12 protein-coding genes are annotated in these 15,592 nt (G+C 39.9%); 4 read left to right on the top strand and 8 right to left on the bottom strand.

Features of this window, described 5'->3' with window-relative positions; all coding sequences use genetic code 11:
- The first annotated feature begins 107 nt into the window (after positions 1 to 107).
- Complete coding sequence (locus QF028_RS31080) at positions 108 to 3,233, top strand: efflux RND transporter permease subunit (protein ID WP_429471475.1); 3,126 nt, start codon at positions 108 to 110, stop codon at positions 3,231 to 3,233.
- A 240-nt stretch (positions 3,234 to 3,473) separates the two neighbouring features.
- Here QF028_RS31080 and QF028_RS31075 read toward each other — a convergent pair whose 3' ends face one another.
- The 3 genes from QF028_RS31075 to QF028_RS31065 all read right to left on the bottom strand — a co-directional run bounded on the left by QF028_RS31075 (position 3,474) and on the right by QF028_RS31065 (position 5,955).
- On the bottom strand, positions 3,474 to 4,283 hold the full coding sequence (locus tag QF028_RS31075; RefSeq protein ID WP_429471473.1) for an EcsC family protein: 810 nt from the start codon (positions 4,281 to 4,283) through the stop codon (positions 3,474 to 3,476).
- Positions 4,284 to 4,465: 182 nt separating this feature from the next.
- On the bottom strand, positions 4,466 to 4,990 hold the full coding sequence (locus QF028_RS31070) for a type 1 glutamine amidotransferase domain-containing protein (protein ID WP_215003961.1): 525 nt from the start codon (positions 4,988 to 4,990) through the stop codon (positions 4,466 to 4,468).
- A 215-nt stretch (positions 4,991 to 5,205) separates the two neighbouring features.
- Positions 5,206 to 5,955, bottom strand: coding sequence for a GDSL-type esterase/lipase family protein (locus QF028_RS31065; protein ID WP_429471471.1), 750 nt, complete (start codon positions 5,953 to 5,955; stop codon positions 5,206 to 5,208).
- A gap of 390 nt (positions 5,956 to 6,345) precedes the next feature.
- Here QF028_RS31065 and QF028_RS31060 point away from each other — a divergent pair, with 390 nt between their 5' ends.
- Positions 6,346 to 6,564 (top strand): hypothetical protein, encoded by a 219-nt coding sequence (locus QF028_RS31060; RefSeq protein WP_410884422.1) that lies wholly within the window; start codon positions 6,346 to 6,348, stop codon positions 6,562 to 6,564.
- Positions 6,565 to 6,590: 26 nt separating this feature from the next.
- Positions 6,591 to 7,682 carry a low temperature requirement protein A gene (locus tag QF028_RS31055; protein ID WP_429471469.1) on the top strand — a complete coding sequence of 364 codons (1,092 nt, stop codon included), beginning with the start codon at positions 6,591 to 6,593 and terminating at the stop codon, positions 7,680 to 7,682.
- A gap of 130 nt (positions 7,683 to 7,812) precedes the next feature.
- Here the strand turns inward: QF028_RS31055 and sdaAA are convergent, their stop codons facing one another.
- The 5 genes from sdaAA to QF028_RS31030 form a co-directional block, all read right to left on the bottom strand.
- Positions 7,813 to 8,712, bottom strand: a complete 900-nt coding sequence (gene sdaAA, locus QF028_RS31050) for an L-serine ammonia-lyase, iron-sulfur-dependent, subunit alpha (RefSeq protein ID WP_168240965.1) — start codon at positions 8,710 to 8,712, stop codon at positions 7,813 to 7,815.
- A 55-nt stretch (positions 8,713 to 8,767) separates the two neighbouring features.
- A complete protein-coding gene (gene sdaAB / locus QF028_RS31045; RefSeq protein WP_410884420.1) occupies positions 8,768 to 9,427 on the bottom strand; it encodes an L-serine ammonia-lyase, iron-sulfur-dependent subunit beta in 660 nt (219 codons plus the stop codon).
- A gap of 178 nt (positions 9,428 to 9,605) precedes the next feature.
- Positions 9,606 to 11,003 (bottom strand): amino acid permease, encoded by a 1,398-nt coding sequence (locus tag QF028_RS31040; RefSeq protein ID WP_429471467.1) that lies wholly within the window; start codon positions 11,001 to 11,003, stop codon positions 9,606 to 9,608.
- Positions 11,004 to 11,170: 167 nt separating this feature from the next.
- Positions 11,171 to 12,151, bottom strand: a complete 981-nt coding sequence (locus tag QF028_RS31035) for an L-threonine 3-dehydrogenase (RefSeq protein WP_429471465.1) — start codon at positions 12,149 to 12,151, stop codon at positions 11,171 to 11,173.
- Between the two features lie 80 nt (positions 12,152 to 12,231).
- Complete coding sequence (locus QF028_RS31030; protein WP_410884416.1) at positions 12,232 to 13,422, bottom strand: glycine C-acetyltransferase; 1,191 nt, start codon at positions 13,420 to 13,422, stop codon at positions 12,232 to 12,234.
- Between the two features lie 718 nt (positions 13,423 to 14,140).
- On the opposite strand from QF028_RS31030, the gene QF028_RS31025 reads away from it, so the two are divergent.
- Complete coding sequence (locus QF028_RS31025; protein WP_429471463.1) at positions 14,141 to 15,547, top strand: LysM peptidoglycan-binding domain-containing protein; 1,407 nt, start codon at positions 14,141 to 14,143, stop codon at positions 15,545 to 15,547.
- Positions 15,548 to 15,592 lie beyond the last annotated feature (45 nt).

Genomic DNA, 15,592 nt, shown 5'->3' with positions numbered 1-15,592 from the left:
AAACTTTAAATTGCCCAATTAGATTGCAATACCATTCTTGAATTCACGACAGAAAACGATAAAGTTATTGGGGTTAATTTTATATAAAAGATGGGGGAGGTAAAGCAATGAAAAAATTCGTAGAGGCAACCATGCAAAGAGGCATTCTTATGATTGTGTGTGTTGTCATCATTTTGGGTTGGGGCGGTATATCTGCTTACCAGATGCAAAGAGATTATTTGCCTGGGATTAACAATACGACCCTTTCAGTTAGTATGAGGGTACCAGGATATCAAGCAGCTCAGGTAAAACAGCAAGTGACAGATAATTTATCAAGTGCCGTCAAAACAGTGGATGGTTTATCCAATGTTGAAACCACTTCTTATGACGGTGGATTATTTATGAGTTTGTATTTTCCAATGAATACAGACATGAAGCAAGCAGAAGATCAAGTAAACAAAGCCTTGGCAAATGCAGATCTTCCGTCAACTATTACGAGCACTCCTTCGATAACAAGATTAACAACTAGTTCATTCCCAATTTTGACATACAGTTTAACAAGCTCAACATTGGATGAACAAACACTACGTTCCACTGCAACACAGGAAATTGTTAAACAATTAAAATCTGTCCCTGGTGTAGCGGAGGTATCCGCAATTGGGGGAGCAAAAGATGGATATGTATTAACTGTCCGCATGAAAGACCTAGTGAAAAACGGATTAACATTGGATGATGTGAATAAATCGTTTGCTTTGGCTGTTCCATCCATGCCACAGGGGAATATTGTAAACAACCAATTATCAATCCCAGTATCTTTTGATGGGTTACCATTAACTGAGCAGCAAATGGAAAACGCAACGATTAAGAATAAGGAAGGGAAAATAATTCCTGTTTCATCATTTGGTACCATAACGCATTCCTTAAATGACGTTAAAACCGTCTCCAGAACAAATGGAACGCCAAGTGTTACTTTAAATGTAATCAAAACACCATCAGCAAATATCACAGATGTTGCAGATCAAGTAAAGGACCGTGTTTCACATCTTCACTTGGATACGGTAAATCCAAAAGATGTTTCTTTCCAAGTTTTACTTGACCGTGAAAAAGAATTAAACAGCTCTCTTTTCGGATTAGTTAGAGAAGGCCTACTTGGCTGCCTATTCTCAATGATTTGTGTGTTCTTCTTTTTCCGAAATGTAAGATCCACATTTTTAATTGCGATTTCGCTGCCAATTTCATTGTTAGCCACAACTGCTTTCTTAAAGTCAATGGGTATCACATTAAACATTTTAACGGTTTCAGGTTTGATTGTAGCTATGGGTCGTATTGTAGATGATTCGATTGTTATTTTAGACAACATGTATCGAAAACGGGAAGAATCGAAAGATATATCCTTACTTTCCATTCTTGCATCATCAGTGGTTGAAATGATTCCTGCGATATTGGGTTCTACGTTAACGACCATTGCTGTTTATATTCCGATCGCCTTTGTTGGGGGAGTAATCAGTGCATCGTATAGCGGATTTGCTTGGTCCGTTGTGATTGCACTCGTCATATCTTTCTTTGTAGCAATGCTTGTCATCCCTGCTCTTGCTTTTATGGGATGGAAAGGTGGAAATTCTACAAAACAAACGGTCAAACTAGATTCGACAATGAAACCACTATTACAATCTGCTTTTAAACATAAAAAAGCGATGATTATTGTTTCGATCTTAGTCTTTTTAGGTGCAGGCATCTATTCTGCATTTCTTCCAGTAAGTTTATTGCCTAGTGGAAAAATTGGACAAATTGCCATCAAGGCTGAATTACCTAAAGGAAGCACGTTAATTCAAGTAGATTCTGAAGTACAAAAAATCGAAAAAGCATTAAAGGAAAATCCAAAAGTCGATGCTTATTCAGCAAATTTTGGTTCGACGATGACACCACAAAGTGATGACGTGTTTGACCAAGGTGGAGGTTTTATCACCTATCCAAATGTCGCAAATTTATCTGTTGTGTTGAAAAACGACAAGGATGCGGATTCTGTGATTAAACAATTACAAACTTTGCTTCCAACGATATCTAAAAATGTTATTTATACCGTAACAAGCCAGAACATTTCTGGTGATGATTCACAAATGCGTATCTTATTTACAGGTCCAAACCAAGCAACATTGGATCAAGTAGCTCAAGAAGCAAGAACGAACTTATCAAAAATTGTGAACCTAAGTGTAGATGGAAAAGTGGATTTAACAAATGGTTCACCAAAATACAAAGTTACATTTGACCAAAAAGCAATTCATGATAAAGGTATAAAAATTACTGACATTCTAACGGTCATTAATCGTTATATGTCTTCATCTAAAGATGCAACGATTACGGTTGACCATAAAGCACTTCCTGTGGATCAATATTTAGATCAGATTGCAACAGGAACAAATTCAACTATAACGTTAAATGCTTCTGCGGATGATGTTTTAGCATCTCTTGCTTCTGAAACTTTTAAAGGAACAAATGGCGAAATGGTTCGTTTTGATCAGTTAGGTAAAGTTTCAAAGGATACCTCTCCTTCTACTATTAGCGAAAGAGATGGTCAACCATTCTCCCTTGTGACAGCACAGATTACATCAAATGATATTAGTAAAGTGTCAAGCCAAGCAGACAAGGCTCTAAGCAGCATGAAACTTCCTAAAGATGTAACGTATTCATTGGGAGGAATCACTGAACAAGTAAAACAAATGATTTTCGATATGTCTGTTGCCGTTGCATTTTCTATCCTTTTAGTATTACTTATTACCTCTTCTATCTTCAAAGGATGGAGAGCACCATTATCAGTACTTTTAAGCATCCCACTTGCTTTAAGTGGTGTCGTAATAGCATTAATTCTATTCAACGGAGAATGGAATTTAGCAGCATTAATTGGTATTCTGATGCTTACTGGTATTGTAGTAACAAATGGTATTGTGTTAATTGATAAAATTGAAAAAAATAGAAAAGAAGGCATGCTGGTTAAAGAAGCGGTTTTAAGTGGAAGTCTTTCTAGGATCAGACCGATTTTAATGACAGCAGCCGCAACAGTTCTTACTTTGTTACCACTTGCCTTTTCTCATAATGCAGATACCGTAATTTCTCAAACTCTCGGCATTGTCGTAATTGGCGGTATGGTAACATCGACAATCAACAGCTTTATTATCATCCCAATCATTTACGAGTGGTTGCATAAAAAAGCAGGAATCAAAAACATTAACGCAACAAAAGTGAAAAGTATCAGCTAAAAAATCTTTTAAGTACAGTGAAGATGTCCATCAAGCATCACTAACACTTGAGTCTCCTCAATTATTAATAAAGCGAGCAATGCCAATCATTAATGGAATGGGGAGAATCAGTACCTAGAAGCCAAGGGACGGGAGAAACAAATGACAAATAGCACCGCATTTTGCGGTGCTATTTTAGTTTTACGATAGAAAACGGAATCCAAAAAATTCTGTCTCTTTTACTAACAAACTTACTCCCAATCAAGATTGACCTACTTCTGACTCCAATCTCTCAAGAATCCTTCTTTTTCGGTAAAGCATAATCCCTGTCTCCGCTAGGTCATTAATCATTGACCTGTTTGTAAATGCACCAAAAATCATCCCAGCAATAGGTACCATTTGAAACAGCTTCTTCCACCCAAACTGGTCTCTGTATGTATAAACAACCTCACGCCAGCCTTGCAGCTGCGACATCATTTCGCCTGAACCGCTTCCTTGTTGATAATAGCTGGAAAGCTCATTCAGAATCGCACGTTTGCCGACAATATCAGCTGAGGAAAACTGCAGGCATTTAATTATAAAAATTCGTTCGCTTTTTTCGTTAGGATCATATCCATGAATGATAGCAATTTCCTGCAGCGTTTTTAATGAAATGCCCATTAAAGCCGGAACATCGATCGCAAGAGTAAAAATCCCGCCGATTCCGGTGCTCGCCCCTTGGATCGTCGCAAACTTCTTTCGTTGACCAGTCAGCTCTTCGCTTATCTTATTCATGGCATTTAAAGGGATCTCCTGGATATCAGCTATTTGGTTAATCGGCTTACCTGTCTCTTTTTCAATTTTATCAAATAGTTTATCTTCTTTAATTAAATAGCTGCCGCCCGTCTGAATATAGTTACCGACCTCTTCTAGTAATTTCCCCACTTTATTGTGGATGAATTGAGGAGTGATTTTATCGAGAATCTTAAATGGCAATCGTCCCAGGCGATCCCAAATCCACAAATCGCTTTGGCCATTTTCCCACTTCTCAATAACAGTTAGCTCTTTCAATAATTCATCTCTTGTTTCCATTTATTATGAGTCACCCTCGTTTGTTTATTTTCTACAGAATTACCCTTATTCTCATTAATAAAACATACGTATGATAAATGGAAAGGTTTCATGGTTTGTGGTTTGGCAGGTTGTTCGGAGAATGACTAGGCATGGAATCAAAAAAAGACAGCGAGTTATTGCTCGCTATCTCCCTTCCATGACTATTTCTTTTCTAACACATTAATAAATTCCCGTAGATAGTCAGGCAGATCCGGTGGACGACGACTGGACACCAGATGACCGTCCGTTACAACGGGTTCGTCATACCAAATCGCGCCTGCATTTTCCATATCATCTTTGATACCAGGAGTACTGGTTACTTTTTTTCCATCAAGGATTTTTGCAGAAACTAGTACCCAGCCTGCGTGGCAGATTTGTCCGATTGGTTTTTCATCCGCATTCATCTGCTGAAGCAGAGAAAGGACTTCAGGGAAGCGCCGGATTTTATCTGGTGCCCATCCTCCTGGAACTAAGATTGCATCATAGTCTTTAGCGCTAACCTCACCATAGGCAAAATCAGAGATCGCAGGTACGCCGTATTTACCAATATATTTTTCCTTTGCATTTTCTCCGGCAAGATGGACGACAGCCCCCTCTTCCTGAAGTCTGAGAATCGGGTACCATAACTCTAAATCTTCAAAATCATTATGAACGAGACTAATTACTTTCTTTCCTTCTAATCGCATGGGTTCATGTTCCTTTCAAATGAGGGAGTGTTAGTGCTTGTAATCGGATCATTCAATAGCTTCATATTTCTTTTGATTATACAGGGATATGTCCTTTGCACCAAATATCTCACTTTGTGGGATAAAAAAGTAACCACCCAATCCAGATGGATGAGCGGTTACTTTTTTGCTTTTTATCGGTGATAATAACGTTCTTCTGGTTGTCGTTATTTCCTCTATGGTAAGGTCGGATCAATTTCTTTCCAGAACTGGTCGGCAACAACTTGATAGCCTGCTAGACTTAGATGAATGTCAAATGGATTTGGAAGATACAATGGATAGTTTGATGCAATCACATTGTAAGTCGGCACATACGTATCCTGATTGGCTTTAGATAGTGTGTCGATTTTACTATTAAACGCAAACAACAATGGCAGCAGCCCGGCCTGTTGCTCCGCAGGCAAATAAGGGAAGGTATTGTAATAACCCATGACATAAACCTTCGCATGGCGGTTTAAATTATCAATCGTTTGTAAAATGATTTGTAAATTTAGAGATGCACGGGCAATTGCAGCTGGCGCAGTTTTACCAGTCGGATCGGCCTTTAGAGCCCCGAGAAGGTCATTTCCCCCAATATCAATGGTAATGTACTCAGCTTCTTTAATTCCCGCCCTTACCTCTTTGTTAGAAAGGACATCTTTCAACAATTGGGCTGAAGTATAGCCAGGGACCGCATAATTATCGTAATCAACTTTGTAATTTTCTTTCTCAAAATCTTGTGAAATATAGTCAGGATATCCTACATCACCTGGACCAAAGGGCGTATATCCTACTGCGAGGGAATCCCCTAGGGCCACATAATCAATGACCGGTTTTTGAGGACTTTTTGCGGCGTTTGCAGGGCCTTTTGCAAAAGCGTTAACGGGTAAGGACATAAGTAAAGCGCCCACCAATACTAAACTCTTGAATTTTTTACTAATTTTCATAACACCTCTCCATTCGTTATAAAGTACATTACTATTTTAACAAAGAGGTGTTGCGTTCGTAATTAAGAATGTTTAGTCAAAAATCTACAAATCTAATCTTTTATTTTTATTTTTGAAGAAAGTCATCATCTCACGATCCCCGGGAATAAAATTCAGCCCATATTTAAACTTTTCCTACGAAAATGACCTCTTCACCGACAAATTCCGTTCAGAATTTGTCAATTTTTTTGTATAAAAATATATTTATAGTATCAAATCGTTTACCCGTAGCGAGCTTCCTCTTAATTAGGGTAGGAACATTTTGTAAATGGTGCCTGACACCACAGCCTTAGTTTTTATAATACTTTCGCCTGGAAATGAATAAACATGTACAAGCGAAAGGGGATAAACATGGACAATCATGGCTTCTTTAATTTTGTACTCTATAAGTTATTAACTATTACGCTAGAGTTCATCTCCCTTTATCTCCTGATCCTATGGTCTGAATGGTTTGCGGAGAAAAAAGGCTATAACCTATTTGAAAGAGCGTGGTTAATCACCCTAATCTCCATGCCAATCTTAACTTTGATCCTTTGGACGATTATAATCGGAAGATTCCATTTGTTTTAATAAGTGGCAGAAGGAGTTGAAACTTTATGGAAGAAAAAAAAGTGACGTGGTTAGAACTTTTTTATGACTTGCTATTTGTGGCAGCAGTTGCAACTACTACTCATGTTTTACTTCATGTTGAAAAAGGTTATATTTATCCAGAATATCTATTAAAGTTTGCTCTAATGTTTATCCCGATATGGTGGTCTTGGACTGGACAAACAATGTTTATTAATCGGTTTGGACAAGATTTTTTGCATCAACGTATCTTTATAATTCTTCAAATGTTATTTGTCCTTGTTATGACATCCAGCTTATCGGAAGATTTTGATCAATACTATCTCCCTTTTCTTATTGGCTATATTGGAGTAAGGGCACTAACGGCAATTCAATATCTTGTTGTTCAGAATCTAGAAGAAGGGGATAGAAAAACAGCTGCTCGGTTTTTAGGAACATGTTTTGGGATTGGAGTCCTCATCTCATTTCTCTCTATCTTTTTTGATTCATGGATTCGATACGCTGTGTTATATGCAGGAATTATTGTCGATGTTATTGTGCCTGTTTTCGGACGCAGGTATTTGGTAAAAGCCCTGACCAATACGGCTCATTTATTAGAACGATTTGCTTTATTGACATTAATCCTTTTTGGAGAATCGGTCGTCAGCACCCTATTTGTACTACAGCCCCAAAAAGGTGATTGGAATTCGATCTCATTTTCGATTATTTCATTTATCCTTATTATTTCGATGTGGTGGCAATATTTTGATAATGTAGAAAAGAAGGTAGATAAGTCGATTCATGGGGCAGGACAAACTATTATTTACGGACATCTGTTTATTCTAATGTCTTTGAGCATGATTGCAGCATCTATCAAACTGATGTTTTTATCTGAGGTCCATTATTCATTTAGCGTATATTTTGTATTTAGTTCTGTATTGCTCTATTTCATTTCAACTACCATTGTTTTTCATCAATACAGGTATGAACAACACCGTCTGAAAATTTATCATTTAGGGTTGTTTTTAGGGATTTTAGCAGCCTTTTTTATTATTAATTTAATCATGGTAGTTCCAAACATTGTCATAATAGGAGAATTAACTCTATTTTTTATCATCTATGCTAAATTTACAACCACTTAATAAAATACAGACCCGGCTTGAAAAAGTGCTAGTGATTTCAAAAGTTGTTCTTGAAGGCCGGGACGGACAGCTCATTTCATAGATACCAAAAATAAAGCTGCCTGGAATGACCGGCAGCTTTTTAAAGTAGTTATACTAAATAATCAATCAGTTTTACTTTAGGCTGGCCAAAGATTTCAGCTTCAAGCCTACGTCCGGTCGGGGTAGCCGCTAGTCCGCCTTCGGCTGTTTCCCTTAAAGAAGCCGGCATTGACTGTCCAATTGCATACATGGCTCCAATGACTTCGTCACAAGGAATCCTGCTGGTTATCCCGGCAAGGGCCATATCGGCTGCTGTTAAAGCATTCGATGCACCCATTGCATTCCGTTTCACGCAAGGCACTTCAACGAGGCCGGCAACCGGGTCGCAAACAAGACCCAGCATATTTTTCAAGGTGATGGCCATCGCTTCCGCTGATTGCTTTGGCGTACCGCCAGCCATTTCAACGATTGCGGCTGCAGCCATACCTGAAGCTGAACCTACCTCTGCCTGGCAACCGCCTGCAGCCCCTGAAATGGACGCATTGTTTGCAACGACAAATCCAAAAGCCGCTGCCGTAAATAAAAATTCAATCATTTCCTGCCTAGTTGGATTGAGTTTATCCTTTACCGCAAATAATGTACCTGGGACAACCCCAGCCGAACCGGCAGTTGGCGTGGCACAAATGATGCCCATTGCTGCATTGACTTCATTCGTTGCAACCGCCTTGCTCACCGCATCCAACAGCAATGTGCCCGTAAGGGACTTTCCGCTTTGAATATAGTTTTGCAGCAATACTGCATCTCCGCCTGTGAGTCCTGTGCGTGATTTTACTCCATTTAAGCCCCGTTCGATAGCCCGTTCCATTACCGTCAGGTTCTGATCCATTTTGGCAATCACATCCTCACGGGAAAGGCCAGTAACTTCTATTTCCTGCCGAATCATAATTTCGGCTATTTTAACCTGTCGTTGTTCCGCCAGTGAAACAAGTTCAGCTACATTACGAAACATAGGATTTCCCCCTGCTGTCTTCTATTAATTTATGTTCGTGCCCGAAAACACCTATTTATACAACCATACGGATTACACTTATAACGTTATCCAGCTTTTGTACTCCGTTGATCACCTGGTCATCTAGCTTTTCATCGGACTCAATTACCATGATTGCCATGTCGCCTTTATCTTTCCTGGACACTTCCATATGACTGATGTTTATTTTATTTTGCGAAAGAATGGATGTTACAGAGCTGATTACTCCAAAACGGTCATTATGAATGACCAGTATTGCAGGGTCACCCGATAATTTTAGCTTAAACGAATTGATTTCCGTGATTTCAATGGTTCCTCCGCCAATGGAGATGCCGATAATCTCCAACTCTTTATCTTCATCAAAAAGATTAATCTTTACTGTGTTTGGATGTTCTGTAATGGCCTCTTCCTCTTGAAAGATGACCTCCATACCCAATTGTTCCGCTATATCCAATGAGTCGGGTATCCGCTCGTCGAACGTATCAAAATCCAATAAGCCCGCAACAAGAGCCAAGTCTGTTCCATGTCCTTTATACGTTTTTGCAAATGAGCCGTAAAGCGAGAGAACAGCCTTTTTCGGCTGGCCCTCGAATAGGGTTCGGGCAACGCGGCCAATCCGGACTGCACCTGCTGTATGTGAACTGGAAGGCCCAATCATAATTGGACCAATGATTTCAAATGCTGATCGATACTTCATTGTTTTCACCTGAGTCCTATAATTAAGATTCTCTACATAGATGTTCCATTTGTTTTCTTAGCAGGCAGCCATCAAGAAAAATAGGGACAATTTATGAAAACTGTCCCTATTTTTTGATTCTTATATTAACAGCTTCCTTATACCCTTCCGTTTCTCCCACAATCAAACAGTCAGGAGTTTAGATCGCTTTCCTCTCTGTCTGATCCTCTGCTTGAAGATCCGCAGGTACACGTTTGTTAATTCCGAAAGCATAAAAGCTGATGACCACAATAGCCAAGAACACAATACCCGCAATCAGCGATACACGAGTGTCTTCATTGAACCACATACCTACAAGCACCGCTACCAGATAGGCAATTGTCACATAGTTAGTGACAGGCGCAAAAGGCATTTTGAATGGATGAGCCGCCATTTTTGCAGCATGGACTTTCCTGAACTTGATTTGGCTGATCAGAATGACAAACCAAGGAACCATCCCAGGAAGAACACTTGAAGCATAGACGTACACAAACAGTTTTTCAGGTGCAATATAACTTAAAACAACTCCAAAGCCAAGGCCGATTAGTACGCCAATTGTACCGAATAAAGGCACCCCATTACTTGAAACCTTCGCAAACGCTTTTGGAGCTTGTCCATTGACTCCAAGTGTATAAAGCATGCGCCCTGCGCTATAGATACCGCTGTTACAGCCAGACAATGCAGCAGTGATAACCACAAAGTTAATGATTCCAGCTGCAGCAGTAATACCGATTTTTGCAAAAGTTGCTACGAATGGGCTTCCGATCGCATGTAATTGATCCCAAGGATAAACTGTAACAATAACAAAAATTGCGCCAATATAGAAAACGAGGATACGCCAAATAGTACTTTGGATCGCGTTTCTAATTGTTTTCTGTGGATCCTTCGCTTCACCAGCTGTAATACCGATAAGCTCTACACCCTGATAAGCACCAACAACAAGTGATAGGGCAAAGAGGAACCCTTTAAGTCCGCCAGTAAAGAAACCGCCATTTTTCCAGAGGTTTGATAAGCCGATCGCATCTCCTCCGTTGCCAATGCCGAAGAAAATCAGGCCGAAACCTGCAATAATCATCAATACAATCGTAACTACTTTAATCAAAGCAAACCAAAATTCGAATTCACCAAATGATTTTACAGAAATAAAGTTAGCCGCCCCAAGGATAACCATTGCGATTAGGCCTGGAATCCAAGCAGGAAGATTGGGAAACCAATAATGCATATAAGTACCGATTGCGATAACTTCCGCCATACCGACAACTACCCACTGGAACCAGTTACTCCAGGCAGTCATATATCCCGCTATTGGATGGATATACTTATAGCCAAATGTTGCGAATGAACCTGTACTTGGTTCCAAATAGAGCATTTCGCCCATGGCGCGCATAATCAAATATAGAAATATTCCTGTAATTCCATAAGCGAGCATTACGGATGGACCCGTCCAGCCTATCGTGCTGGAAGACCCCATAAATAGACCTACACCAATCGTTCCGCCCAACGCAATCATCTGAATATGGCGTGAACTTAAACCCCTACTCAATTCCTTGTTTGCCATTTAAATTTCCCCCTCTTTATTGTCAAATTTCTAATATACATGAAATAGTCCATCCGGAAAATACATTTGTCTTTTTTTCGCAGATGAATTATAATAGTTTTTATAGAAGAGAGCGCTTTCCTTTACCCCAGATTTCATAAAATAGTTTTGGGAAAGAAAGGTAATAATTAATAGGCTAGTGCAAGCTCCCTAAAGGGAATGCCTAATTTCTCTGATAGGTTTTCCAACATATCTTTTGTCATACGGTCCAGGTTATATTGAGGATTGAAATCCCATTCCTCGCGTGCAGCAGATACATCAAGGCTATTTGGCCATGAGTCTGCGATGCCTTGGCGTACAGGGTCAACATTGTATGAGATTTCGAATTCAGGAATGAATTTTCTAATGGATGCAGCAATTTGTTCCGGCTCAAAGCTCATGGCTGTGATGTTAAATGCATTGCGGTGCTTCAATCTTGAAGGATCAGCCTCCATCAATTGAATGATAGCATCGATCGCATCAGGCATATACATCATATCCATATAGGTTCCTTTGCCAATGAATGATACATATTTCTTATTCTTAAGTGCTTCATAGTAAATATCTACTGCGTAGTCGGTTGTTCCCCCGCCTGGAAGAGTCTTGTATGAAATCAGTCCAGGGAACCTTACTCCGCGTACGTCTACACCGTATTTTGTAAAATAGTAGTCGCAAAGCAATTCACCGGATACCTTTGTGACGCCATACATAGTAGCTGGCCTTTGTACCGTATCCTGTGGTGTCATTTCTGCCGGTGTTCCTGGTCCGAAAGCAGCGATGGAGCTCGGTATAAAGAGTTTCAGGTTTAGCTCACGTGAAACTTCAAGGGCGTTCATCAGGCCACCCATATTCAGGTCCCATGCGAATTTTGGTTTTGCTTCTCCTACTGCCGACAAAAGGGCTGCAAGATGCATGAGGGTATCAACTTCATACTTTTTGCAAAGGCCTAGCATTGCTTCGTAATCCATAACATCAAGTATTTCAAATGTACCACCCTCGATGACTGGATTGCCTTCGATATGGCGAATATCTGTTGCAACAACGTTTTCTGTTCCGTACATTACTCTGAGACGGTGTGTCAATTCCGAACCGATTTGGCCGAGACAGCCAGTAATAAGAATTTTTTTCATATGACGGGACCTCCTGAGGTTTATTTACCCTTATTTTACTGAAGCAAGAACAATTTTATCCTTGGTGAAATTGTAAACGTTTAAATAATAGACAATTCTTTACCTATTTTTCCATAGACTGCCAAAACCTCATCAAGCATTTCCTTGGTATGCGCAGCAGTAGGCATATTCCTGACTCTGCCTGTACCTCTAGGAACTGTTGGGAAGGTGATTGATTTTGCATAAACGCCTTCTTCCATCAGCCTGCGCGAAAATAATTGGGTCAGATCTTCTTTTCCTATGATGCATGGGGTAATTGGTGTTTCGGAATGTCCAATTTCGAAACCAAGGTTCTTTAAGCCTTCTTTTAGGTATCTTCCGTTTTCCCAAAGCTTTTCAACTTTTTCTGTCGATTCGGTCATGATATTGATAGCTTCGATACAGGCGGCAGCATCTCCTGGAGTCAATGAGGTTGAAAACAGGAATGGACGTGCACGGACTTTCAGCCAGTCAATTAGCTGCTCTGTACCTGCTACATATCCGCCTACGACGCCAATCGCTTTTGAAAGGGTCCCAATCTGTAAGTCAATTCGGTCTGAGAGGCCAAAATGCTTAACCGTACCAGCACCGTTACCCATTACACCAGAACCATGGGCATCATCTACATACGTGATTAACCCAAACTCATCAGCAATTTCGACGATTTCCGGAAGCTTTGCTACATCACCGTCCATTGAAAAAACTCCGTCTGTGATGTACATGACTTTTTCGTATAAACCGCTTTCAATTGTCTCTTTCGCTACTCGACGCAAATCGTCCATGTCCTGGTGCTTGACGCGGATAATTTTCGCTCCTGACAATCTGCATCCATCAATTATCGATGCATGGTTCAATTCATCCGAGAGAATGGCATCCTTCTTTGTCATCAGGGCTGAAATAGCACCCATATTGCAATTGAACCCGGATTGGAAGGCAATGGCAGCTTCGGTATGCTTGAACTTGGCAATTGTTTTCTCCAATTCATTATGGATTGTCAATGTACCATTGATTGTACGGACCGCACCGGCCCCCAAACCATATTCCTCGATTGCTTCATGCGCTTTTTGCTTCATTCTTTCATTATTGGCAAGGCCAAGATAGTTATTGGATGACATATTGATTAATGATTTGCCATTGATGGTAACTATAGGGCCGTTTGGTCCTTCTACAGTATCAATGACATTGTAGAGGCCGTTTTCCCGCAACTCGTTCAGTTGGGGTGCTAAGAAATCCTTTAAAACCTTTTTTGCCAAAATAATTCCTCCTTTTAAAATTACCTCACTCAGTTTCTCACATAACATCTGCTCGTGTTGTTTCATTGGGATTTTATTGTTGAAATTTGCAAACGGTTTCAAATTGGTGCAAAAAAACAATTGCCTCACGAAAATTACTCCCGAAATTTTTCAATCCTACTTTTGAACGCAAGATGTTATGCTATGGAATTGGAAGTGGAATAATAAGCTGGTTTAGTTGATCCCCTGATCACCCGTATTAAAAATGCATAGATTCATATATTTCAATGTAATTCTATAATTATGTCGAAAAACTGTCAATACTATTACAAAAAACTAATCATTCAGATTAATGTACTGCTATTAAAGAGACCTAGATGCATAAAGGGTTTTATTTATTAGCTTAGAAATTACTGCTTTTATTTTCCAAAAGAATGTTTCGTTTTCATGCTTTAAAAATAGTCGAGTCATTCTAATCCATTTTATCGATTTTTGTTCTGAAACTTAATCCAATTTATCGTCAATGCGATTTTATTGTTCATTTCGTTTCTTTGAGGATCATACAAAACTACTAAATAATAATAATAATAATAATTGGATTTCACTTATCCCCACTAATATTCGATGATTAGCTTTTTTACAAAAAAATCGAACTGTGCCCATAAATTTATATAGACAATTAACCCATTCCTTCTAACCCACATAAGTTATTATTGAAGTGAAACAGGAGGAGAGGTAGATGGTGATTCATGTGGTCCGGAGCGGTGAAACACTTTGGCAAATTGCTGCTCGCTACAAAGTAAATATGAATGGAATTGTTCAATCAAATGGGCTCCAAAACCCGAACCAGCTGTTAGTTGGGCAATCACTAGTAATACCAGTCCCCGGGACATCACACATCATTAGATCCGGTGATACATTGTGGTCGATTTCACAACAATATGGGGTGGAAATTAACTCGATTATCCAGTCAAATCAACTCACAAATCCGTCTCTTTTATATCCAGGGGCAAAACTCATCATCCCTCCACGGATACACGTGACTCAATCTGGGGAAACATTATGGCAAATTGCGAATCGTTACGGGGTGACAGTCCAAGCGATTATCGATGAAAATCAGATTCAAAATCCAAACCTCATTTATTCCGGTACACGATTAAGAATACCAATCAAGAAACCAACCATCGAAGTCAATGCCTATACCTACCAACCCGATCAAGCAGCGGCTGAAACGGTTAAGGAACTTAGCCATTTGCTCACGTATATCAGTCCATTTGCTTACCTAATCAATGAAAATGGGGATCTCACTCCAGCTCATGATGAGTTAACCCTACAAGCAGCAAAGACCAGTAATGTCACACCGATGATGTCGATTACAAACTTTACTTCAACTGCAGCTGGCTCAAACGTGGCTCATACCCTTCTATCTAGTCCAGAATTACGTGAAAAGGTACTGACAAATATGCTTCGGATTATGGATGAAAAGGGCTATAAAGGAGTAAACATCGATTTTGAAAATGTGTTACCGGCCGATCGCGAAAATTACAATCTATTCCTCCAACTAGCCGTGAACCGTCTTCATCCGCGAGGATATTTTGTCTCAACGGCAGTTGCTCCCAAGCAAAGTGCGACACAAGCGGGTCTACTGTATGAAGCACATGATTATGAAGCACATGGTAGGATTGTAGACTTTGTCGTGTTGATGACCTATGAATGGGGATACCGGCTTGGACCGCCACAGGCGATTTCTCCTATCAACCAAATAAGACGTGTCGTGGAATACGCGCGGACCGTTATGCCGGCAGAAAAAATATTCTTAGGGTTCCAAATTTATGCCCGTGATTGGCTCCTTCCACATGTTAAAGGACAAGAAGCAGAAACATTTAGTACACAAGAAGCGATTGCGCGTGCAGTAAAATACGGGGCATCGATTCAATATGATGACACCACCCAATCACCATTTTTCCGTTACGTCGATGAAAAAGGCCGAGGCCATGAAGTGTGGTTTGAAGATGCCCGCAGCGCCCAAGCCAAGTTCGACTTGGCTAAGGAATTTAATCTCCGCGGAATTAGTTACTGGGCATTAGGCTATCCATATCCGTCGAACTGGACGTTGTTAGCCGATAATTTCAATATAAAAAAATGAGTTTTTTGAACAATCAGTTCTAGCATGGACTGATTGTTCATAAGT

Origin of the sequence: Neobacillus sp. B4I6 (assembly GCF_050434045.1) — a bacterium.
In the GTDB taxonomy this organism is placed as follows: Bacteria; Bacillota; Bacilli; order Bacillales; family Cytobacillaceae; genus Neobacillus.
This window is presented reverse-complemented; position numbering and strand designations above follow the sequence as displayed.

Coding starts and splice junctions, on each gene's coding strand:
- QF028_RS31025 (WP_429471463.1), top strand. CDS start 14,141: ATGGTGATTCATGTGGTCCGGAGCGGTGAAACACTTTGGCAAATTGCT.
- sdaAA (WP_168240965.1), bottom strand. CDS start 8,712: ATGTTTCGTAATGTAGCTGAACTTGTTTCACTGGCGGAACAACGACAG.
- QF028_RS31080 (WP_429471475.1), top strand. CDS start 108: ATGAAAAAATTCGTAGAGGCAACCATGCAAAGAGGCATTCTTATGATT.
- QF028_RS31040 (WP_429471467.1), bottom strand. CDS start 11,003: ATGGCAAACAAGGAATTGAGTAGGGGTTTAAGTTCACGCCATATTCAG.
- QF028_RS31035 (WP_429471465.1), bottom strand. CDS start 12,151: ATGAAAAAAATTCTTATTACTGGCTGTCTCGGCCAAATCGGTTCGGAA.
- sdaAB (WP_410884420.1), bottom strand. CDS start 9,427: ATGAAGTATCGATCAGCATTTGAAATCATTGGTCCAATTATGATTGGG.
- QF028_RS31060 (WP_410884422.1), top strand. CDS start 6,346: ATGGACAATCATGGCTTCTTTAATTTTGTACTCTATAAGTTATTAACT.
- QF028_RS31075 (WP_429471473.1), bottom strand. CDS start 4,283: ATGGAAACAAGAGATGAATTATTGAAAGAGCTAACTGTTATTGAGAAG.
- QF028_RS31055 (WP_429471469.1), top strand. CDS start 6,591: ATGGAAGAAAAAAAAGTGACGTGGTTAGAACTTTTTTATGACTTGCTA.
- QF028_RS31065 (WP_429471471.1), bottom strand. CDS start 5,955: ATGAAAATTAGTAAAAAATTCAAGAGTTTAGTATTGGTGGGCGCTTTA.
- QF028_RS31070 (WP_215003961.1), bottom strand. CDS start 4,990: ATGCGATTAGAAGGAAAGAAAGTAATTAGTCTCGTTCATAATGATTTT.